Here is a 20,257-nt window from a genome sequence, read left to right on the forward strand (position 1 = left end):
ACACCAAAGTCATCCAAGTGGGCCCTGGAATGTGAGGTTGGGACTCGTGGGCGTCGTCGGGTCGATGTGCTCCGGCCAGCTGGAGGTGACCTGCCTGCGATCGCTGGCGGCCATGGGGATCCCGGACGATCCGACCTGCTCCATCTCGTGATAGATCTGCACGCAGTGCCCTTCGGGGTCGACAACATGCAGTGCGTAGTCAATCCCAGTGTGCACACCAGAAGGTAGCTCGATCACAGTGCAGCCCTCGGCAGTAAGGAAGTCCGCCGCATCGCGCAGCTGGCGGTACGAGCCGACCTGCAGTCCATAACCCATCAACGTCGTACGTGGATCGAGTCCTAGGGGCTCCCGCAATTCGACTGGCAGCAGGGTGATCGTGTGGTGCTCCGTGCCGGTGCGCAGATACACGACACGGTGGCCCAGACAATCGCTCTCCTCTGTCACCGCCATGCCCATCCGGTCACGGTAGAACGCGACGGAAGCATCAAGATCGGTCACGAAGAGGCTGATTGGCCCGGAGTTGACGACCTTGAATGGACGTGGGAGGAGCACCCCTCCGACGTTGTACTCCGCCGCCCGGACGTCGTCCCACACGTGCCCGGAATCCGTGTCGTCGCCCGCCGCAACAACCGAGCGAATCTCGTCCAGCTCAGATGGCTGCGGCAGCGCGGGTGCAGCGATGGATGCGTACTTTGCGAATGCCTTGGACTTGCTACGACGATCCCATCCGACTTGCTCCATCCCGTAGAACAGCTCAACGGTGTGCGCATCCGGATCGGTGAAATAGACCGCCCAGTTGCTGCCGGGTACGTCTCGTCCTACTCGCCATACCGGCGAACCCTCGTCGACGAGCATGGAGTTGGCATTCATGACCTCCTCCAGGCTCGAGACCTGGAAGCTGATCTGATTGACGGTGACTCCACGGTCGTAGTTGTCGCTGCGTCCCCTGGCGATCTCGGCGTCGATCAGGACCATCGCATGATGATCGGCGTTGTAGGTGAGGAATGTGCCGAACACGCTCCCGTCCTCACGGAACAAGTGATCGGTGACTCGGAACCCGAGAAGGTCGCCGTAGAAGCGGGTCATCTCGGCGGCGTCAGCGGCGTAGAGACCAAAATGGCCGAGGCGTCCGACATCGAACGGCCGCTCCCGTAGTACGCCACCAACGTCATAGACGGCCATGTCAGCTCCCCACCAGGAAGTCGATGGCCAGCTTGTTGAAGGCCTCGGGTTTTTCAAACTGCGGCCAATGGCTGACCTCGTGCATTTCGGCGATCACTGCGTTCGGCATCAGCTCTGCGATGGCCTGGCCGGTGCGCAGATAGTCGTCGGGGGCATCCACGTGGGCGATGATCAAGGTCGGTGCTGCAATGGCCGCCCACTCGTCGTTGGTCAGGAGATTGCGCTGCCTCACCTCGGGGTCGAACAGCGTCAGAGTGCGTTCCAACGGCGCGCTCGGCAAGCTGTATACCTGCTGGCGCACCGCGACGATGTCGTCAACGATGGAGTTCTGGTCGTAGAACAGGTGCTCAAGCATCGTTTGAATGTCTGACCACGACGGGGTGCCCTCTTGCGACACTTTGCGGCGCTGGTCAACTACAGAGGCTGCCGACTTCGGAAGCGGCAACAGCCCCGACGGCGAGTTGAGGACGAGCCTCTCGACGCGTTCCGGCGCCGTAAGAGCGAGACGGCAGGCGACCCAGCTGCCGAGAGAGACGCCGATGAAGCTGGCCCGTTCGACTCTGAGTACGTCGAGCACCGCCAGTGCATGCTCGACATAGTCCTTGATCTCGTATGGGCGATCCGGCTTGTCGGTGAATCCGCACCCGAGCATGTCGAAAGCTATGCAACGGAAATGCTCGGCCAACACGGGCAGGTTCGCGCTGAACGCCTCCCAGTGCCCACCCGTGCCGTGCAACATCACGAGCGGCGGGGCGTCCGGCGAGCCGAGTTCGACTACCCGGGTCCGAAGGCCGACTGCGTCGACGTAGTACTGCCGGAACTCAGTGCCCATCAGCTCCCGCCACACACTGCGGTAGGTTGCGCCAGGGTCTGGCACCTCCGTCGGTGTGGGCTCGATCGTCCATCCGGCGGGGAGTTTCATAGCGTCAGTTCCCTTCGAGGCCTGAACTGCACGTTCAGTTCCACCTTTTTGATATGCACCAACCATGCAGAGCACGCCGCGACGCGACAAGGGACGTGTCCCGACCAGCGGCACGCCGCGTCAACCCCCTCGTTTGTTCGGGTCCCGGTCAGCAGCACGTAGTCGTGGAAGGGCCACCCGCAGCGGTGAGATTGTGGCGCTCATACGACTATCGAGGAGTGGTGACATGAGGCTTGCTCGCATCGGAGCGCCGGGCGCTGAGGTACCTGTCGCATTCGGATCCGACGACCAGTGGCACGACGTCTCACGCGTGATCGATGACGTCCGACCGGACACCTTGATGACAGATTGGACGACTCACGACGTCACCGCCATGCCGGTCATCAACCCGGCCCGGTTCGGTCCCCCGGTGGCGTCAATCGGCAAGATCGTGTGCATTGGCCTGAACTACTCTGATCACGCTCGCGAGACCGGTGCAACTCCTCCCGCTGAGCCAATTGTGTTCCTGAAGGCACCGGACACGGTGGTGGGACCCAACGACGACGTGCTTATCCCGAAGACGTCAGTGAAGACTGATTGGGAGATCGAGTTGGCCGTCGTGATGGGCGGGCAGGCGCGCTATCTCGAGTCGCCGGCAGACGCCATGCAGCTCGTTGCGGGCTACACAATCAGCAACGACCTGTCGGAGCGAGCGTTCCAGCTCGAGCGTGGCGGCCAGTGGGACAAGGGCAAGAACTGCGAAACCTTCAACCCTCTCGGGCCCTGGTTTGTCACCGCAGATGAGATCGCCGATCCTCAGGAGCTCACGCTGCGCCTTTACGTGAACGGCACAATCCGACAGGAGGGATCGACGGCCGACATGATCTTCGGCATCGACTACCTGGTGTGGTACCTGAGCCAGTTCATGACGCTCTACCCAGGTGACATCATCAACACAGGGACGCCAGCCGGTGTCGCACTGGGTCAGGACGATGACGTCTTCCTGCGCCCCGGATACGTCATGGAACTTGAGATCGCAGGGTTGGGGACACAACGCCAGTCGTGTATCTCGGCCTGAGGCTTACAGGCCCAACCGACGGGTCGATTCCTCTCGCATTTCGTTAGTGCGGACCTTGCCCGCAACCGTCATAGGAAATCGTCTACCAGGCCGCTGATCCAGTTGGGCTGATCCTGGTCGAGCCTATGAAGCCTTCGGTGGTGTTCGCGGGATGACAGGCAGCGTCAGGTGTGTGGGGCGTTGGCTGTCATGGAATACCACTTGATTCGCGCTGACGGAGTCACCCGTCGTGTCATCGAAGTAGCGCGAGCCGGTATTCGGGTTGACATCGTAGACCGGGAAGCAACTGGAGGAGATCTCGAGACGTACCGAATGCCCAACTTGAAACACGTAGCTTGTCGAGGTGAGTTCGACCTTGAGGTGGTAGGTGGATCCTTCGACGAGTTGGGCGCCTCCAAGGTCGCTGACGCACGGTCGGACTATGCCCTGACATATGAAGACCGCCTCGCCAGTGGGAAACACGTCAACCAACTTGGCCGTGAAGTCGGTGTCAACCGCTGAGGACTGGATCCACAGGTCGACCGTTACTGGCCCAGTGACCTCTACCTCTTCAACCAGTGGCTGGCCGGTGTAGGTCAGCACGTCCGCGCGGTTCTCCACCTCCGTCTGGTCGTACGGTCCCGGACCTGGCAGGACCACGCCGGGAATCACTGCGCCGCCGATGGCCGGAACCGGATCGCTGGGATCGTAGACGTAGGTGTCAGCAGGCTCTACGTTTGGCGCTGTTGAATCCAGGCTGCCGCCAGCTCCTGAGGCATCTCCGGCGCTGTGGACATACAAGCGAGTCCAGTTTGTTCGGGCCAACGGCCACTCCCATTCATCCCTCCACACGTTGTCGCCCATCACGAAGATCCTGATTGGGGCTTCTTGATCGAGCGTCGAGGGAGCCTCGTCCTGTAGCCAGCGACTCTGGAACGACGCGATGTCTGGATGATCGAACATCTCCAGCTCAGGCGAGGCCGCGAGATGGCCATCCCATTGCGCGCTGGATAGTCCGTGTGCCCAAGGCCCCAAGATGAGGCGTTGAGCTTGGCGGTCTGCGGGAGTCGATGCGTGACTACTCCATCGTGAGTAGCGATCGATCGTTCCCTGAAGGAACTGGTCAAACCATCCGCTGATATGCAGGGCAGGGACGATCAGATCGTCGCGCTCAGCGGCGGATACCTCAGACCAGTACGGATGTCTTGCCGCGTGCGATTCCACCCACTTGCGCCACCACGGAGCGAAGGTTCGCATCGGTTCCAAGTCCTTGGCTGGGCCAGATTCCATCAGTGGGAGGAGCGCATCCCGGAACTGGTTCGTGAACTCCAGCAAGCCTTCATGCCACCCAACCTCGGCTGCTTGTCGATACATCTCATAGATGGCGTCAGTCGAATTGGTGTCCTCGCTTTGCTGTTCCTGCAGGTCGGGATCGGGCGCTTCGAGCGCTGCCGATTCGGCCTGGAGATCGACGGCAGCCTGAAACGCCCAGCCGAGACTTGATCCCAAAGAAAAAACTCCGGGCGCGGCGTATGGGAACCCGTCGACGAATGTTGTTCCAAATGCCGCAGGAACGATGCACTTCAGCGCTGGATGTCCTGAGAGCACGGCCGCTGTCTGGACTGACGCCTCGTATGAAATGCCGTACATGCCGACTTTTCCAGTGCACCAGTTCTGCTCTGTCAGCCACTCGATGGAGTCATAGCCATCCTCGACATCGTCTCGGAATGGTTCGAATTCCCCCTGTGAATCGAATCGTCCTCGGACGTACTGCACCGCCAAGGCGTAGCCCCGCTCGGCAATTGCCTTGTTGGGATTATTGAACGCGTCGACACCCATCCATTCCCAGGGATACGGGGTGCGGCGAAGCAACGCGGGATGCGGGCCGCCGTCGGGTAGGTAAAGACGCGTGTGAAGGGTGACGCCGTCGCGCATTGTGACGGTGACATCCTTGATTTCAATTTCGACCATGTGTCCTCATTGGCGTCGCCGTGCGGGGTGGCGAGTCGTCCGGATCCTCTGACCTTCGCCGTTGTGCTGTCCGGATCCTCGCGCTGAAGCGAGGGGGAGGCAACCCGCCATGTTCCACTCAACGAGACCCATGGCTTTCAGATTCTTAGAATCTCCGGCCTGATGAGTTGCGGCGAACTTGTTCGAAGGTCCGGCTCGTATCAGAACGGTGCGGGCGTGGGGCACCTTCGGACCATTTCACTGTCGCATGACAGGTCCTCGAGCTTCCGAACAACAGATGGCAAGGAGTTCTACATGCGTCTCCCCATGGCCCGCTGGCACAATCGCCCGAGCGTCTCGCTGTGGATTCGTGACAGCGTGCTCACGGTGACAAATTCTGGCCCTGCCCCGGTGGAGATAACAGAGCTACGGGTTGTTTCGGCCGAACAGCACGGCACGGAGTCGCAGTTCCCAGCTGGCGCCCTGTATCTCGAGCGCCCCCATTCGACCCTCGCAGCGTCAGGCGAACCGATTGTTCTGAACTGCGGAGACAGCCTCCATGGCGTGATCGGAGCAGAGATGATTCAGCGTCCCTCCAGCAGCGACAAGTCTGTCGATGTTCGAGCCACGGTCCGTTTGAAGAACCGTCCGTCTCCGCAGCTCAGCAATATCGCGTCATACAACGGCTGTGGTGTCATGCTCAAAACCCATGACGCCACGATTGCTGAGCGCGAACTGCGCGCGATTCTTTCCTTGCCAATCTAGAAGCTGGCGCAGGCGGCGCAGGCGGCGCAGGCGGTCAGCATCTCACAGCTATCAATACTGATTCACAGATCGCAACGACAAGACCCGCTGCGTGACGCTGCGCGCCAACGGCCGCCTCCACCACATCGGCGCCGACCGAACCCACGTCATCCTGCTCATCCACGACCTACACGTCCGCATCGTCAACGCCATCACCGGCGAACTCCTCCCGCGAACTCACCATCAACCCACACCGCGACTACCAAGCCCAATAGCAAAACTCCCGAACCTGCATTCAGCAGGTCCGGGAGTTTCCGATGTCCTGAGACATCACGGTCGTAGCGGGGACAGGATTGAACCTGTGACCTCTGGGTTGCGAGCCCGGCTGTCGCGCATCGCAGAACTAGTTCCATCGCATCAAGACGCTGCGTCGCTCGGCCCGTCGGACCTGGCTGGCTCAGCTCGCTGGATCGCTCCAGGCACGACCGTGTTGACGAGTCGCGCGATACCTCCAGCTAGGAAGCGACCGTCCAACGTGTCCGGGATCTTGTCCTCACTAAGCAGGTTCGCCACGGCGTCCAGGACTACACCCATGTAGAACTCATCCGAGCAAACAACAGCCATACATGTCGTCCACTTGTGGTCGGGACGATGCTTGTCCAACGCCGGGATCCCAGTGACATAGCGACGAGCACCACGCTCCGACATCACCTCCACGACATCCGACAGACTGTTGACCCTCGGCTGCTTGTCCTTCCAGCTCTCCAGCCCGTGACGTTCCTCGTATGCCAGTTGCCGGCATTGCTGGGAACACCAGCGCCGCGGCCTGCCTCTCTCCTGCGGCGGCATCCGCTCACCACACCGCTCGCACAACCGAGGTTTGCTCGGCTCATTCGATCCCTTGTCATCACTCATCGGGAGAACCTCCTGAACAACAAAGGTCGAGTACTCCTACCTGAGACGACACCTCATCCAAAGAATTTCGTCACACACCTCATGCATTCCCGGAAAACTGACGAAAAGACGTGCGGGGAACGTGAACCGCATGACAGGAGGTCTCCGAAGGGTCGAGGCATTCCTACGGCCGGCCTGGTCCAACACATGCGGCACCGCGCTAGCGTCATTTCACCCAGATCCGGTTACAGAGGTCCGGTGTTGTCCAGCAGTTCGCCGTACACCGAAACCCAGCCTTTATTGCGTCGCGTTCGGCCGACACCGATCGCCGTCTGCATTCCCGCGACAACGGAGCCGAGCGCCGCGCCTCCAACGAGGGCAGCGGGACCACCTAGCCCGACCGTCGCAACTCCGAGCATGATTCCCGCCCCAAACTCGACGGTGGCCGCCTTCGGAATCGCACCAAGACTCTCGACTTTCCCAGTGGCTTTCACGAGATGCTTTTCCATGGCATGGCGGACTGCAGTCTCGACATCCCCGTCGCGCGACTGCTCGAGAGTCATCTGCTCAATCTCTTGGAGGATCCGCCTGAAGTCCTTCATTGCTCTGTGCGACCGTATGGTCGCTACGGCTTCCCAGTCGAGTTCGCCCACATCGGGTATCAGCAGTGGAAGTGCAAACCCTGTCGCGTGCCAGTCGGAGTCAGCGAACCGTGAGCCAAGAACAGCCCTATGGCGCGAGTCCTGCATGACGGACACTCCGACATGCGCGGCGACTGCTAGATCGCGATCGGCGTGGCCGATGACAGCCCCGCGCACGAAGCTTTCGGGCAGTAGTTCGCGAAGCGCATCGTTTCGCTCATCGCGCCGTCGCCAATCATCAGTCGTCTTCTTGATGGAATTCGTTACTGGAGAGGTCACATACTTCATCCAGTCAACGCTCGGCGGTAATTCCCGCGCGAATGGTTGCAAGGTGGGGACCCAGATGATGGAAGTCTCAGAGTTGATGAACGTGCGCATCTCGTTTGCCGCTACTCCTTGGACGTCCTCTGTGCCGAGGCTCAGGTGAAAACGTTGTCCTCTCGCGACGTGGCGTTGATGAGCGGTCTGGAATGCCAGCGAGCCTTCGTCTGGCAGCGGCATCTCGATTCGTCCGCTCGGGCCAGCGGTGATGCTGAGGCCACCGCTTTCGAGCAGCACTTCGTCGTACGAGATTGCAGCCTGCTTCAGCCGTCGCCGCAATCCCTGGATCGGAGCACCAGCAAGCAGGGAGTGAGCGTTAGAACGCAGAGGAACCCAAAGGGTCTTTACGTCTTCGTCCATGGCGCGAAGCGTAATTGGCTGGGGAGACAAAATGCCCTCCCGACTCAGGATACGTAGTTGCGATCGCGGACGAGTATGCGTTCCGTCACTGGCTAGCGGGCTGACACTTGTTTCGCACCTGACTGGTCGATTTTGTGTTCCAGTAGGCAGGTCTGAAGAACTAAGAACACTCCGAACCACGGGGTGGGACGCCGCCCAGTTCTTCGCGTGCGACCATCAGCAGCTGACTCAGTCCGTCCTTGTGGCCTTCGATTGGTACCGGATACACACCCCTGAGCGCTCCGATGACTTCCCCCATGGCTTGGGTGGATGCTTGTGCGGCCCTGTCGCTTCCGAACATCAATATGTCGCTCTGCGCGCGCACCACCAACGTCTGGAGAGACTGCACGTCTGCTTCGGATAGCGGCTCGGTCTCGGCCCGCTTCTCCGCTTCCAGGCATACGGTGAGGAAGTTGCCGTATGCCTCACGGCGTCTTTCGCGCACGTACAGGTCGTGCGCGTTCCTGCGGTCTGTATCCGCTCGTCGATCGTCTCGTCGCCCAGACATCCAGACCCCGAGTAGCGACATGGTGCCGGCGACAGCAACTCCCGACAGCGCCCACCAAGCCTCATTCACAAGACCACGATAGAGACCGGCGCTGACACTCCGAAGGACACCCGAAGCGCACTGCCGGTGACCGCCGGTTCTCCTACTTGGGCTGAGCGGATGACCGCGAGTCTGGTCAAAGACCGTAGGGCAACTCAGCTCCGCGCAGCCCGTCAGGATGAGGCTGCTGGGGACGACGAGGCGATAGGTTGCTGAGGTGAACGATCCTCAGTGGTGGACGATCGTACCGATCAGCGCAATTGTGTCCGCGATTGTGACGATCGCGATCCGATACCTGGACAAGCCGCGACCTCATCTGTCGCTCGTCGGCCACATGATCTCAATCCCTTCCGACTACAAGGGCGACCGCAAAGAGTTCGGCTACCCCCTGACGCTCACGAATGTCGGCAACGGACCAGCCTGGCGAGTATCCATTGCGGGGTCGGGCTGCACGGCGGGCATACGCCAGGATCGAGCTCCTGCGACTTCTCCCGCATCAAACTGGGTCGATTTCATCCCGGTCATCACGGCGGGTGAGTCGGTCTTCATCCAAGCTGCGAATGCTGACGACCTGAGCAAAGCGGCACTGGTGGTCGTCCATGACAGGTTTCCGTCCCTGCCGAGATTGAGTTGGATCAAGCGCGCCAGAACTTGGCGGCTTGAGAAGCTGCCGGTCTCAAACCCATTCCCACCTGCGATGTATCCCGGAGAAAACATTCCATGGTGGAGGCGTCGCTTCGGCGTCATTCGGCGATACGGCGTGCAGTGGCGCTCCAACCACATGGATGACCAATAGGCATCACGAACCACACGCATTCACATCATGTGTTCGAGTTGGGCACTTGCCCGCCGGAGAGCAGCACAACATCCCCGGTGCTGAAACATGACCCCGTCTCGGCGGCGAGCGGTCCCCGATCTCGGCCACACTGGATTCTGACGGCCGGCACCGCTATAGGCGTGCACAGATGAGAAACAGGAGCCGATGCGGTGACCAAGAAGAAGAAGCCGAACAGGAATGCGCAGCGACGCCAAAAGCCCACGCGCGGAAACAGCTCGCTGAAAGACCACCGTCAGAAGGGTCGGACGCTAACGCCGCCGATCATGAACATCATGGGCGACACCTTGCGCACAGTCGCGTGGGAGCGAGACAGCCTTCCGGACTACCTCCTCATCTGCCACCACGTGCGGTCTCAGACAACCGAGGCGTTCGCGAACCTCGATGCTCTCATCAACCTCGTCGATGATGCCGCCGGCATCACGTACACCCCAGACCGCACTGCCCCGGGTGCCTCCGACGAGGGCGCGGCGCCCACTGACGCGCCAAAGGCTGCAGGCACCAATCCCGAGGAGGAGACCCGGACGGCGTACACGCTCATCGGCCAACTCACTCAGTTCGAGAAGTTCACGCCCAACGAGCGAACCGCCGCCCTGACCGCGCTAGAGGAGAACGACGCGTACGAAGCACTCGTGTCCGAAGACTTCGCTCACGTTCTCGGCATGTACCCCGACGCCCCCGGATCCTGGCTGCTGGACCCTTGGCGCCGCCGCGGCCTGTCCGTGGACCCCGAACGCGCACAAAGAGTTCTGAGCGACCTCCTCGCCGCAGCAGGCCCACGCCGCAGTCCCACGGCAATCTGGGCGAAGGCCTTCATGTGCAACCGCATGGCCGTTTCTGGACAGGCGACGTTCGGCGAAGGAGCCCGAAGCTCGATGCGCCTGTTGGATGGCTGGCCCCACTACGACAACGAGCAGGACAGGGGCGCCGCCGAAGCGACCATCAGTTCGATGTTCAGTGCGCTTCAGATGTTCGGCAGCAGCGACGAGACGCCGGAGTGGGCCGAGAAATTCTGGCGGTCCAACTGGCGCCTGTTCGCGTGCACTCATCCGGAGGCTCGCCTGCAACCGGCGGCGGCCACTGATACAGACGACGGCGACGGCGACGGCGACGGCGACGGCGACGGCGACGGCGACGGCAGAACCTACTGGCGCCGGGTCACGAAGGCCGCAAACGACGCAGTCGCCGAACTCCGCACCGAGTTCCAGCAGCTCGCAAGCACCACCGACCCGGACCTGTACAACCCCGACAGATACGAAGTTCTCACAGGCCTCGTCGGCCGGACCCTCCGCTACCTGGACGTGTTCGCCGCGTACCCAGCCATGTGGACCATGGAACACGGAGCACCACTCCTCAGGACGTTCGTCGAGACCCGAATCGTCTTCAGGTTCCTCGCCACCCGCGACGACCCTGACCTCTACGCCAAGTTCAAGGCCTACGGCATGGGCAAGCTCAAACTCCTAAAACTTCAAATCGAGGAACTCATCGATGAGTCCGATGAGCCGCCGGCGGCCATGGTCGAATACGCCCAACATCTTGACGCCCTCGTCAACCAGGACATCATGGAAGAGTTCCAACCAATCGAGGTCGGCGGAAGCTTCGCCGGCATTGACACACGCAAGATGGCGGCCGAAGTTGGCATGGAAACCGAGTACCGAATCCTCTTCCAACCCGCCTCTTCCAACGTGCACGGAGAATGGTCCATCATCGACGAGAACGTGTTCGTGCGGTGCGCCAACCCCACCCACCGACGCCACCGCATCCTCAGCAACGACCTCGACTCCTACGCCGGACCCGCCTTCCTTGAGTCCATCCTCGGACACGCCAGCGCACTCATCACCGACTACGAAGGCTCCACCGCGCCCCAACGACGAGCCATCATCTGAACCACTCGGGCTCCCAGCTAAACCGGGCGCTGCCAAAGGTCGAGCCCGTGCAATCGACGCCACTACGCTCGGACGAACTTGCCACCTACTGGCCAACATCTGACAGAACAGCAGGCACAGGAGCTTGACGACACATTCCTTGCCTCAGACCCCTTCCAGTATTTCCGCTCCCGCATCGCGTCACTCCTAACCTGGTGCGAAAACGCACCTGTGGAGGAAACGTCGCTGCCCGAAGCTCAACCTGGCAGCATCCGAGCCGAGTTCAACCACTACCTTCAACGACCCGCAACTGACAGACCGTTCAACATCCTCGACGTCCACGCTCAAGTTGCCGCCGATGCCCTCGCACTTCGCCACCACGCCGCAGAGGCCGTCGTACGACTCGCGTGCGCCGTCCTCGCACCGTCACCATCCGCCGACGCTCCCTGCCTGTGGGCAGAGATCGCAACCGGCCCCACACAGATTCAAGGCGCCATCGACCGACTCAACGAGGTTTCACACGCACCCGAGGCGAGCGAACGGATGCTTCGTTCGCTCGTCGAACCCGCAAACCTCGCCGCTGCACGCAGCAACCCAGACATTGTCGGCGCGTGCAACGTACTAGTCGAATGGCTCGGCTACGCCATCCGTCTGCTCACACCTGCAGACATAGACCTGCAAGCGGGTCACAACAAGGTGAAGCACGGTTTGGCCGTCCGCGCTCGGTCAGACCTGCGAGTCACCTTCATGACCACCGGACCTACCGCCGAAGACACCATCCCGGTGAGCGCCCTTAATGGGCCCGACGCTGTCGACATCTTCGACCAACCCGTGGTCGAACTCCTCGCCCGCGGTCCAAAGGTAGATGGGCACCGCCAAGGTTTGGAGGTCACCCAACTTCGGCTCAAGTCGTCAGCGCTGCTCGCAGACGCCTACATGCTCGCGGTGTCCCATGGCACGATGTTCCGCGTGGCAGCGGTTCAACATTTCGCCGATCGCGACGATCTCCCCGACCATCAGGTAGCGCCAGCTGCTCCCGGGTACCCGGTCGGGGGCCCCAGACCCGAACACATCGACGCCAAGTCGCCGCTGGGAATGCGGTTCATTATCACCGTGCCGCCCGGAGGTGGTCCCGCGAAGCGCGAGACCGGCATCGGATTCCGCGACTACTTCCAAACCCTGCACTTCGACTACGACGGCCACCGTACCGTTCGCGCCACCGACGACTAGGGGTCAGCAGCGAGGTTGCGAGAATATGCCTGAGTTGGATTGCAACCTTCGGCACTACGCTCATTGTCAACCGGCACGGCGAATGCTGATGACCTTCCTGGAGTGCGTCATTTCGCCGCGTACGGGTCAAGCAACACGGGATCGAGGAATCAGTCGCCTGTATTCCTCATCGCATCTACCCAGCCGATCATGCGGTCAATGACCGACTGGTGGACACCGGCTGGCATCGCGTAAATCCTGTCGAGCAAGACATCCAAGTCCACCAACCCGACCTCGACGAGTGCGAGAGCGAAAGCAAGGTCCTTGGTACGTCCAGCTGCCAGCTTGGATACCACGAGGTCATGCGGGTCGAGGAATGCCGCTTCGGCAGGCTCGGCGTCGGCCAGTTTCGGTCGAATGAGACGTTCCTTCCATCCGTCCGGGAGAACGATCGTGTCGATGTGGATGCCTTCGGCGTAGTAGCCGAATTCCTCGTGGAACGGAGAGAACTCACCGATGCCGCCTTCGACCTCGTCAGCCTTCGAGCGATCGGCATCCTCCAGGAATGCGATGTCGGCTTCCATCGATGCGGTTGCTTCAGCTGGCAGTTCGTCCTCGTCGCGGACTCCTAGGATCGCCTGCGATCCCACGACGAGGACATTGTTGTCGCCGGCGATGCGCGAAGCACTTCGCAACACATGAGCCAGCTGCGTACGGTTCACGCGACCAGAACAGCCTGGCGTTCGCGAATGGTCCTGAGAACCTTTGCTCGGCGCTCTTGTGACAGGACGCCGGCGAACGGTGAGTTTTCGCGAAGTTCATACGACTTCTCATCGGTCGACGTGAGCGCGTCGAGGATCCGGTCGATGCCGGAGTCCAGGATGCGCTCCCACTCCCGCAGGTAAGAAGCGCTCATCCCGTCAGAGCGCTGCTGCGGCAGCCAGCGCGCGATATTCTCGCGAGCTTTGCCAATGACCGCATCCGGATCCTCCAACAGATCTCCGATGAGCGCCTGATGCAGCCACAAGGACTTCTCGCGTTCGGGCGTCAGGCCAGTGCCCTGCAGCCTCTCGACCTCCGACACCGGGATGCGGCGGTGCGCTCCAACCTTGGTCGACGTGATCGCACCCCTGTTGGACAGGTTGACGACGTGCTGGCGTGAGACGCCGAGCATCTCAGCAGCCTCTCCAGTCGTGAGCATCGTCTTCTCCATACCTCCATTAAACACAATAAACGCAACGCTCACAAGATGGGGGAACGTTCCCCATCTCGCGTTCCTCCCAACGTTCCCCCGAAACTCGAACGTTCTCTGACGCCTCAACCCGCAGGGCCCGACCTTTATTGAGTGACGCCCTATCCACAGGACGTAGGCATGCGCAGTTCTCCACAGAGCCTCATCGAGTCGGTCCGTCCCCGCCCGGACCGAGCGAAACTGGAGGGTCACGCAAGTCGCACCGCATCACACAAGGTGGGAGGAAGGAACGATCGCCATGACAGCACTCAAGCTCCTGTCGCCGGCCGAGGTCTCAAAGATCCTCGGCGTCGCGCCGTCGACGTTGTGCCGCATGCGGCAGACCGGCACGGGGCCACGCTGCATCTGGGTCACAGACCACGCTCCGCGGTATCGCGAGGATGACCTTCTAGCCTACGTCGAATCACGAGCTTCCTGATGCCCGTGCGGCAGGACCGATCTGGTCGGTGGCGTGCTGAGCTCAAATCAGGGCGAGAGTACGTCGCCGGCCGGACCTTCGATACCAGGCGCGAGGCCGAGGCGTGGCTGTCGCGCGAACGCGCCTCTCTGGCCGGTGGTGTCGATCCTCGGGCCGGCAAGATCCTGGTGAGGAACGCGTTTGCAGTGTGGCTGGTCGACCGGGAAGGCATGGTCGCGATCAAGACGACCAAGTCTGACCGATCGGTCCTCAAGGCGCTTCCACCTGGAGTGGCGAACCTTCACGTGAACCGGGTGACCGACCGCGAGATCCAGCGCTGCATCAATGACTGGTCGCGGCGCTATGCCGAGTCCACCGTGAAGCGCTACCGGGCAACGCTTATGGCATTCTTCGCAGCGTGCATCCACGATCGAATCATCACGATCAATCCGGTATCACGCACGAAAGTACCGGCGCAGGCGACGCCAGCCGCCGAGATGATGCCGTTCTCACGCGAGGAGCTGCAGGAGGTTCGAGACGAGATCGCCGTACGCCACCCAGCCCTGGCCGACGCGGTGTGGCTCGCCGGGTGGACTGGGCTTCGGTGGTCTGAACTGCGCGAGGTGCAGGTAGCTGACTTCGTCGAGATGCCCGTCCCCAGGCTGGTGATCCGACGAGCCCAGCCTGAAGGCATTGGCACCAAGCGCCCGAAGTCAGGGCGAAGTCGCCACGTCCCGCTGGTCGATGCCATCCTGCCACTCGTCAGGTCCATGGCCGCGGGAAAGGATCCGGACGATCTGTTGGTCACGACTCAGAGCGGAGCGCGGCTCTATGCCACCGCGTTCAAGCTCTCAACGCGTTGGACGGAGACCGGACGGGGTCGACGCCTGCACGACCTTCGACACACCGCAGCATGCCTCTGGCTTGAGGGCGGCGTCTCCCCGACGACGGTCCAGGCGTGGATGGGGCACGCCGACCTCAGCACGACTCAGCGCTACCTTCACTACCTCGGGACGTCCGCCGACGAGACTGCTTTGACCCGGTTGAACCAGTGGGGGCGCGCCGGGGGTGCGCGCTCTGTGGGGGAAGATCAACAATTCGTTGAGCCGCTTATCGGAATCGAACCGATGACCTTTTCATTACGAGTGAAACGCTCTACCGACTGAGCTAAAGCGGCCGAGGTTCAGCGAGGATCGCCCGCCGAACCGAAGCAAGAGTCTACCGGTTGGTCGTCTCACGATCGAACCGACCTCGGCACCGTAGAATCGCATCCGTGACCGACGCGACACAGGCAGAGCTCGAAGAGATCCGGGCAAGCATCGACAACATCGATGCGGCGCTGATCCACGTCCTCGCCGAGCGCTTCAAGTACACCAAGCGCGTCGGCAAGCTGAAGGCCGAGCACAGCATGCCGCCGGCCGATCCCGAGCGTGAGGCACGCCAGATCACCCGGCTCCGGGCCCTCGCCGCCGAGGCCGACCTCGACCCGGCGTTCGCCGAGAAGTTCATCAACTTCATCATCGAAGAAGTCATCCGGCACCACGAGGCCATCCGCAGCTGAGACCGCTCTGGTCGGGTTCACCCCACGGGTCTACGCTGCCTGCATGGCACTCGCAGACGACATCCTGTCCGGCATCGACGCCGACACCCTCGACAACATCGCCCAGCAGCTCGGCCTCGAGCCCGGCAAGGTGCAAGAAGTCCTCAAGGACAGCCTCCCGGCCCTGCTCGGCGGACTCGACAAGAACGTCCAGGACGACGACGGCGCAGCATCGCTCGCCAACGCGCTGGGCGATCACGCCGAAGCCAACCCACTCGGTGACCTCGGCTCGCTCATCAGCGGAGTCGCCGGCAGCGGCATCCTGGAGAAGGTGCTCGGCGGCAAGACGCCTGACGTGTCCCAGGCCGTGTCGAACAAGTCCGGCGTCTCGGGCATCGACGTCGAGAAGATCCTCAAGATCGCCGCGCCGATCGTGATGGCATTCCTCGCCTCGCGCGTCGCCAAGGGTGGCAAGGCCGACCCCGGGGCAGTCAAGGAAGAAGTGCAGAAGGCCAACTCGGCAGCCAAGTCAGACGCGCCCGACCTGGGCTCGATCCTCGGCGGACTGCTCGGCGGAGCGAAGTAGGGCCTACTCGGCCTTGCACATCAGACCGTCCTTGGGGACGGTGCCCGACACGAGATAGGCGTCGACCGCCTTCTTGATGCACTGGTTGCCCGACGAGTAGGCCGTGTGGCCGTCGCCATCGCGGGAGATCAGCACGCCCGAGGCGAGCTGCTTGGCCAGTGACTGCGCACCTTCGTAGGGCGTCGCCGGGTCACGAGTCGTGCCGACGACGACGATCGGCGGAGCACCCTCGCCCGAGATCTTGACCTGCGGGTGCGTCGCCTTGATCGGCCAGTCGCCGGGTGCCAGGGCACCCCAGCCCAGGGAACGACCGAACACGGGCGAGATCTTCTCGAAGCGGGGCAGCGCCGCCTCCACCTCTTCCAGCGTCGGCGGGTCGGCGACGTCAAGACTGTTGACGGCGTAGATGACCTCGCCGATGTTGTCGGCGTACTTGCCGTTCTGGTCGCGCGTGAAGTAGGCGTCGGACAGCAGCAGCAGGAGTGTGCCGTCGCCCTTGAACGCGTCGGTGAGGCCCTTGCGGAGGTAGTCCCACGTCTCCTTGTCGTAGAGCGTGACCGCGATGCCGTAGAACGCCAGGGCCTCGGTCAGCTCGCGCGTGCGGTCGTCGGTCTCCATCGGCGTCTGGTCGAGCTGGTCCATCAGGTCGGAGATCTTGGCCAGGCCGGTGTCGACGTCATCGCCGAGGGGACAGCCGGCCTTGGTGACGCAGTCCTTGGCGAAGGCCTCGAGTGCGCGCTGGAACCCGGTCGTCTGGCCGATGGCCGACTCGATCACGCTGAGGGCAGGATCGACGGCGCCGTCGAGCACCATGCGGCCGACCGTCTTGGGGAACAACGTTGCGTAGGTCGCGCCGAGCTGGGTGCCGTATGACGCGCCGAACCAGTCCATCTTGGTGCGGCCGAGCAGACCCCGGACGATGTCCATGTCACGGGCGGCCTCCTCGGTCGAGACGTGGGCGGCGAGCTTGCCGCCTCGCTTCTCGCAGGCCTCGCCGAGGTCGGTGACGCTCTTGCGGAGGGCGTCGATCTCGGCCGGGTCGTCGGGGTCGGGATCGACGTTGGTGAAGGCGGAGAAGTCGTCGTCGGACAGGCACTGCAGCGGCGTGCTGTCGCCGACGCCACGCGGGTCGACGCCGACGATGTCGTAGGTCTTGAGCACGCCGGAGCCGAACTCACCCGCCATGGTGTCGGCGAAGTCGGTCGCGTCGCCTCCTGGGCCACCCGGGTTGACGAAGATGCTGCGCTTGGCCTTGCCACCCTCGGCCGGGATGACCTTGACCGCGAGCTCGGTCGTCTCCCCGGCCGGGTCGGCGTAGTCGATCGGGACCTTGACGGTGGCGCACTTGCCCTCGCCGCACGCATTCCACGAGACGTCCTGCGTGTAGAACGTCGAGAGGGCGGACGGAGCACCTGACGCCACCGGGTCGGGCTTGGACCAGCCGTCCCGACTGGTGACGACGTAGGCCGCGCCCGCACCGATGGCCGAGATGATGAGGACCAGTGCGAGCCCGAGAGCCCAGGCGCGTGTGTTCATGAGTGGCGGAGTCCCATCATCATTCGTTCGAGGGCCAGGAGCGGGGCGGCATTCGCGGTCAGCGACTCGCGACACTCGACGATGGCATCGATCATGCCGATGGTCGACTCGGGCGTCCACACACTCGCCGTCGCGTGGATGTCGTCGGCGACGTCGGCGTTGATCAGCGCGGTGCCGGTCGCACACTGCACCGCGAGGACGTCGCGGCAGAACGACAGCAGGTCGAGGAGCACGCCGTCGATCGAGTCGCGGGCGAGGCGCGTACGTCGGCGCTTCTGGTCCTTCTCGAGCGTCGACAGCGCTCCGGAGTAGCCCGCCGGCCGGCGCCCGCGCTCCTCGACACCCCAACCCTGGCGCAGGTCGGCCAGCTCGCGCTCGTCGGCCGCATCGCCCACCTCGGCGGCCCGGGCGGCTGCGGCGTCGTTGATCGTCTGGGCGGCGGCGAGGCAGTCGCCCAGATCACGCAGCGACACCGGCAGCGACAAGATGGCACGCCGGCGTTCGCGGGCAGCAGGGTCGCGGGCGAGGCCACGGGCACGGCCGATGTGACCCTGCGAGGCGGCCGCAGCTGCCGATGCCAGCTCGGGCTCGATGCCGTCACGGTCGACGAGGAGCCCGGCGATCGCGGTCGCGGACGGCGTACGCAGCAGCACCGGGCGGCAGCGTGAGCGGATCGTGATGATGACGTCCTCGACCGCCGGGGCGCACAGCATCCAGATCGTGTGGGGCGACGGCTCCTCGATCGCCTTGAGCAGCGCATTGGCTGCCTGGTCGGTGAGCCGGTCGGCGTCCTCGACGATCAGCACCTGCCACCGGCCGAGGGCCGGACGCAGGGCGGACTTGCGTACGTATTCGCGCGCCACGTCGGTACCGATCGAGAGCCCGTCGGTACGGATGATCGTGATGTCGGGGTGGCTGCCCGCCTTGGCGGTGGTGCAGGAGTGACACTCACCGCAACCGCCCTGCTCGCACTGCAGCGCGGCGGCGAATGCGCTCGCGGCGTTGGAGCGGCCGGACCCGGGAGGGCCGGTGAACAGCCAGGCGTGGGTCATCGAGCGGCCGACGCCGTCGGCCGACGCGACGGCAGCCTGCAGCGTCGCGACCACCGGTTCCTGACCGACCAGGTCAGCCCACACCGTCATGGGTGGGCCTGGCCCAGCCACGGCTCGACGGCCGTACGGATCTCGGCGTGGATCTCCTCGGGCGTGCCGTCGCCTGCGATGACGACGTAGTGGCCGGGATCGGCGGCGGCGAGCTCGAGGAAGTGCTCGCGTACGCGCTCGTGGAACTCCAGGGGCTCCGACTCGATCCGATCGGCACCCTCGAACCGTACGTGGCCGATCGCCGGATCGATGTCGAGGACGATCGTCAGGTTGGGGCGCAGCGACGACGTGGCCCAGCGGGCCACGTGCTCGAGTTCGGCCATGTCGAGGCTGCGGCCGGCGCCCTGGTAGGCCAGCGCCGAGTCGACGTAGCGATCGGTGATCACGATCGCGCCTTCGGCGAGCGCCGGCAGCACGACCTTGTCGACGTGCTCGGCCTTGTCGGCGGCGTAGACGAGCGCCTCGGTGCGCGGTGACAGCTCACCCGTGCCGTTGTCGAGCACGATGTGGCGCAGGATCTTGCCGACCTCGGTGCCGCCCGGCTCGCGAGTCAGCAGCACCCGGTGCCCCAGCGACTCGAGCCACTCGACCAGCAGCGGCGCCTGGGTGGACTTGCCGGACCCCTCGCCACCTTCGAGGGCGACGAACACCCCGGTTTCGGTGTAGAGCGGATCCATGGAGTGGAGCCTAGTCGGACCAACCCCGTCGGACGCGAACAGGGAGCGGAGTCTCGCGCCCGAATGACAAGGCCTGGGGGTCCCCCCACGAGCGCAGCGAGTAGGGGGCGGAGCGAGGCGCACCGGTGTTGTGCTGCGAGCGACGAGAACGCCGTCATTCGGGATGCGGGGCTTCGCGAGCCGCGTCCGGTGGGGTTGGTCCGGCAAGGTCGGCGGGGCCCACGTCGCGGACGAGGACCGCCAGCTTGCGCGGAGCCATCATGCAGAAGCTGTCGGTGAGCAGCTCGGCGACCTCGTCCCAGTCGGTGTCGTCATCGAGCAGCATGCCCATCGCGTCACGGCCCCAGCCGGCGTAGTAGAACGGCTTGCCCTGGCTGGTCAGCGCCTCACGCTCCTCGTGCGGTGCGCGGAAGGTCACGACCGTGGCCTCGCCGTCGACGTCGAACGCCTGGCGAAACGACGCCGGGCTGCCCTCCTCGATCGTCACGACGTGCGCGAAGGTCCGCTTGCGGACTCGCCAGCGCACTCCGATCCAGGCCGGCTCCTCGTATGCGTCGGGCAGCGCCATGCAGATCGCCTGCACGCGATCGATGAGCTCGGGCACGACATCAGCCATGCCGC

20 protein-coding genes, 1 tRNA gene and 1 pseudogene are annotated in these 20,257 nt (G+C 63.3%); 9 read left to right on the forward strand and 13 right to left on the reverse strand.

Translation table 11 applies throughout. From position 1 onward, the window contains the following. Positions 1-9: 9 nt before the first annotated feature. The gene (locus tag ABD683_RS06315; protein ID WP_344768303.1) at positions 10-1,182 is read right to left on the reverse strand and encodes a VOC family protein; all 1,173 of its coding nucleotides are present in this window, start codon (positions 1,180-1,182) and stop codon (positions 10-12) included. A gap of 1 nt (position 1,183) precedes the next feature. Next, the gene (locus tag ABD683_RS06320; RefSeq protein WP_344768305.1) at positions 1,184-2,014 is read right to left on the reverse strand and encodes an alpha/beta fold hydrolase; all 831 of its coding nucleotides are present in this window, start codon (positions 2,012-2,014) and stop codon (positions 1,184-1,186) included. Positions 2,015-2,330: 316 nt separating this feature from the next. Here ABD683_RS06320 and ABD683_RS06325 point away from each other — a divergent pair, with 316 nt between their 5' ends. Next, a complete protein-coding gene (locus tag ABD683_RS06325) occupies positions 2,331-3,161 on the forward strand; it encodes a fumarylacetoacetate hydrolase family protein (RefSeq protein WP_344768307.1) in 831 nt (276 codons plus the stop codon). A 123-nt stretch (positions 3,162-3,284) separates the two neighbouring features. On the opposite strand, the gene ABD683_RS06330 is transcribed toward ABD683_RS06325, so the two are convergent. Next, positions 3,285-5,111 (reverse strand): CocE/NonD family hydrolase, encoded by a 1,827-nt coding sequence (locus tag ABD683_RS06330; RefSeq protein WP_344768309.1) that lies wholly within the window; start codon positions 5,109-5,111, stop codon positions 3,285-3,287. Between the two features lie 294 nt (positions 5,112-5,405). Here ABD683_RS06330 and ABD683_RS06335 point away from each other — a divergent pair, with 294 nt between their 5' ends. Beyond that, entirely contained in the window at positions 5,406-5,855 is a 450-nt protein-coding gene (locus tag ABD683_RS06335; RefSeq protein WP_344768311.1) for a hypothetical protein, read from the forward strand. A 396-nt stretch (positions 5,856-6,251) separates the two neighbouring features. Here the strand turns inward: ABD683_RS06335 and ABD683_RS06340 are convergent, their stop codons facing one another. The 3 genes from ABD683_RS06340 to ABD683_RS06350 all read right to left on the reverse strand — a co-directional run bounded on the left by ABD683_RS06340 (position 6,252) and on the right by ABD683_RS06350 (position 8,666). Further along, complete coding sequence (locus tag ABD683_RS06340) at positions 6,252-6,749, reverse strand: hypothetical protein (protein WP_344768313.1); 498 nt, start codon at positions 6,747-6,749, stop codon at positions 6,252-6,254. A 224-nt stretch (positions 6,750-6,973) separates the two neighbouring features. Beyond that, a complete protein-coding gene (locus ABD683_RS06345; protein ID WP_344768314.1) occupies positions 6,974-8,050 on the reverse strand; it encodes a hypothetical protein in 1,077 nt (358 codons plus the stop codon). A gap of 160 nt (positions 8,051-8,210) precedes the next feature. After that, the gene (locus tag ABD683_RS06350) at positions 8,211-8,666 is read right to left on the reverse strand and encodes a hypothetical protein (RefSeq protein ID WP_344768315.1); all 456 of its coding nucleotides are present in this window, start codon (positions 8,664-8,666) and stop codon (positions 8,211-8,213) included. Between the two features lie 187 nt (positions 8,667-8,853). On the opposite strand from ABD683_RS06350, the gene ABD683_RS06355 reads away from it, so the two are divergent. The 3 genes from ABD683_RS06355 to ABD683_RS06365 all read left to right on the forward strand — a co-directional run bounded on the left by ABD683_RS06355 (position 8,854) and on the right by ABD683_RS06365 (position 12,566). Beyond that, entirely contained in the window at positions 8,854-9,432 is a 579-nt protein-coding gene (locus ABD683_RS06355; protein ID WP_344768316.1) for a hypothetical protein, read from the forward strand. A gap of 191 nt (positions 9,433-9,623) precedes the next feature. Next, the gene (locus ABD683_RS06360) at positions 9,624-11,357 is read left to right on the forward strand and encodes a DUF5677 domain-containing protein (protein WP_344768318.1); all 1,734 of its coding nucleotides are present in this window, start codon (positions 9,624-9,626) and stop codon (positions 11,355-11,357) included. Positions 11,358-12,083: 726 nt separating this feature from the next. After that, the gene (locus ABD683_RS06365) at positions 12,084-12,566 is read left to right on the forward strand and encodes a hypothetical protein (protein WP_344768319.1); all 483 of its coding nucleotides are present in this window, start codon (positions 12,084-12,086) and stop codon (positions 12,564-12,566) included. A gap of 149 nt (positions 12,567-12,715) precedes the next feature. Here the strand turns inward: ABD683_RS06365 and ABD683_RS06370 are convergent, their stop codons facing one another. Together ABD683_RS06370 and ABD683_RS06375 are read right to left on the reverse strand one after the other, a co-directional pair. Next, positions 12,716-13,267 carry a DUF6036 family nucleotidyltransferase gene (locus ABD683_RS06370; protein ID WP_344768321.1) on the reverse strand — a complete coding sequence of 184 codons (552 nt, stop codon included), beginning with the start codon at positions 13,265-13,267 and terminating at the stop codon, positions 12,716-12,718. After that, positions 13,264-13,758, reverse strand: coding sequence for a helix-turn-helix domain-containing protein (locus ABD683_RS06375; RefSeq protein ID WP_344771570.1), 495 nt, complete (start codon positions 13,756-13,758; stop codon positions 13,264-13,266). The genes ABD683_RS06370 and ABD683_RS06375 overlap by 4 nt, the downstream gene beginning before the upstream one ends. Positions 13,759-14,035: 277 nt before the next feature. Between ABD683_RS06375 and ABD683_RS18545 the strand changes: the two genes are divergently transcribed. Beyond that, positions 14,036-14,215, forward strand: coding sequence for a helix-turn-helix transcriptional regulator (locus tag ABD683_RS18545; protein WP_425548487.1), 180 nt, complete (start codon positions 14,036-14,038; stop codon positions 14,213-14,215). Continuing rightward, positions 14,215-15,186 (forward strand): annotated as a pseudogene (locus ABD683_RS18585) (tyrosine-type recombinase/integrase); the annotation flags it as partial. The gene ABD683_RS18545 and the pseudogene ABD683_RS18585, both read left to right, overlap by 1 nt. A 112-nt stretch (positions 15,187-15,298) precedes the next feature. On the opposite strand, the gene ABD683_RS06385 reads toward ABD683_RS18585, so the two are convergent. Continuing rightward, positions 15,299-15,371 (reverse strand) — tRNA-Thr (locus tag ABD683_RS06385). A 96-nt stretch (positions 15,372-15,467) separates the two neighbouring features. Between ABD683_RS06385 and ABD683_RS06390 the strand changes: the two genes are divergently transcribed. Continuing rightward, positions 15,468-15,755, forward strand: coding sequence for a chorismate mutase (locus ABD683_RS06390; protein WP_344768323.1), 288 nt, complete (start codon positions 15,468-15,470; stop codon positions 15,753-15,755). Positions 15,756-15,798: 43 nt separating this feature from the next. Next, the gene (locus ABD683_RS06395) at positions 15,799-16,320 is read left to right on the forward strand and encodes a DUF937 domain-containing protein (protein ID WP_344768325.1); all 522 of its coding nucleotides are present in this window, start codon (positions 15,799-15,801) and stop codon (positions 16,318-16,320) included. Between the two features lie 3 nt (positions 16,321-16,323). On the opposite strand, the gene ABD683_RS06400 is transcribed toward ABD683_RS06395, so the two are convergent. The 4 genes from ABD683_RS06400 to ABD683_RS06415 all read right to left on the reverse strand — a co-directional run bounded on the left by ABD683_RS06400 (position 16,324) and on the right by ABD683_RS06415 (position 20,252). Further along, on the reverse strand, positions 16,324-17,856 hold the full coding sequence (locus ABD683_RS06400; RefSeq protein WP_344768327.1) for an alpha/beta hydrolase: 1,533 nt from the start codon (positions 17,854-17,856) through the stop codon (positions 16,324-16,326). Then, complete coding sequence (locus ABD683_RS06405) at positions 17,853-18,998, reverse strand: DNA polymerase III subunit delta' (protein WP_344768329.1); 1,146 nt, start codon at positions 18,996-18,998, stop codon at positions 17,853-17,855. The genes ABD683_RS06400 and ABD683_RS06405 overlap by 4 nt, the downstream gene beginning before the upstream one ends. Next, positions 18,995-19,636, reverse strand: a complete 642-nt coding sequence (tmk, locus tag ABD683_RS06410) for a dTMP kinase (RefSeq protein WP_344768331.1) — start codon at positions 19,634-19,636, stop codon at positions 18,995-18,997. Before tmk ends, ABD683_RS06405 begins: the two co-directional genes overlap by 4 nt. 154 nt (positions 19,637-19,790) lie before the next feature. Next, positions 19,791-20,252 (reverse strand): MmcQ/YjbR family DNA-binding protein, encoded by a 462-nt coding sequence (locus ABD683_RS06415; RefSeq protein WP_344768333.1) that lies wholly within the window; start codon positions 20,250-20,252, stop codon positions 19,791-19,793. Between the last annotated feature and the right edge of the window lie 5 nt (positions 20,253-20,257).

The organism is Aeromicrobium panaciterrae, from assembly GCF_039537165.1.
Classification (GTDB): Bacteria; Actinomycetota; Actinomycetes; order Propionibacteriales; family Nocardioidaceae; genus Aeromicrobium; species Aeromicrobium panaciterrae.

Coding starts and splice junctions, on each gene's coding strand:
- ABD683_RS06335 (WP_344768311.1), top strand. CDS start 5,406: ATGCGTCTCCCCATGGCCCGCTGGCACAATCGCCCGAGCGTCTCGCTG.
- ABD683_RS06325 (WP_344768307.1), top strand. CDS start 2,331: ATGAGGCTTGCTCGCATCGGAGCGCCGGGCGCTGAGGTACCTGTCGCA.
- ABD683_RS06315 (WP_344768303.1), bottom strand. CDS start 1,182: ATGGCCGTCTATGACGTTGGTGGCGTACTACGGGAGCGGCCGTTCGAT.
- ABD683_RS06400 (WP_344768327.1), bottom strand. CDS start 17,856: ATGAACACACGCGCCTGGGCTCTCGGGCTCGCACTGGTCCTCATCATC.
- ABD683_RS06345 (WP_344768314.1), bottom strand. CDS start 8,050: ATGGACGAAGACGTAAAGACCCTTTGGGTTCCTCTGCGTTCTAACGCT.
- ABD683_RS18545 (WP_425548487.1), top strand. CDS start 14,036: ATGACAGCACTCAAGCTCCTGTCGCCGGCCGAGGTCTCAAAGATCCTC.
- ABD683_RS06365 (WP_344768319.1), top strand. CDS start 12,084: ATGACCACCGGACCTACCGCCGAAGACACCATCCCGGTGAGCGCCCTT.
- ABD683_RS06330 (WP_344768309.1), bottom strand. CDS start 5,111: ATGGTCGAAATTGAAATCAAGGATGTCACCGTCACAATGCGCGACGGC.
- tmk (WP_344768331.1), bottom strand. CDS start 19,636: ATGGATCCGCTCTACACCGAAACCGGGGTGTTCGTCGCCCTCGAAGGT.
- ABD683_RS06405 (WP_344768329.1), bottom strand. CDS start 18,998: ATGACGGTGTGGGCTGACCTGGTCGGTCAGGAACCGGTGGTCGCGACG.
- ABD683_RS06415 (WP_344768333.1), bottom strand. CDS start 20,252: ATGGCTGATGTCGTGCCCGAGCTCATCGATCGCGTGCAGGCGATCTGC.
- ABD683_RS06375 (WP_344771570.1), bottom strand. CDS start 13,758: ATGGAGAAGACGATGCTCACGACTGGAGAGGCTGCTGAGATGCTCGGC.
- ABD683_RS06340 (WP_344768313.1), bottom strand. CDS start 6,749: ATGAGTGATGACAAGGGATCGAATGAGCCGAGCAAACCTCGGTTGTGC.
- ABD683_RS06320 (WP_344768305.1), bottom strand. CDS start 2,014: ATGGGCACTGAGTTCCGGCAGTACTACGTCGACGCAGTCGGCCTTCGG.
- ABD683_RS06395 (WP_344768325.1), top strand. CDS start 15,799: ATGGCACTCGCAGACGACATCCTGTCCGGCATCGACGCCGACACCCTC.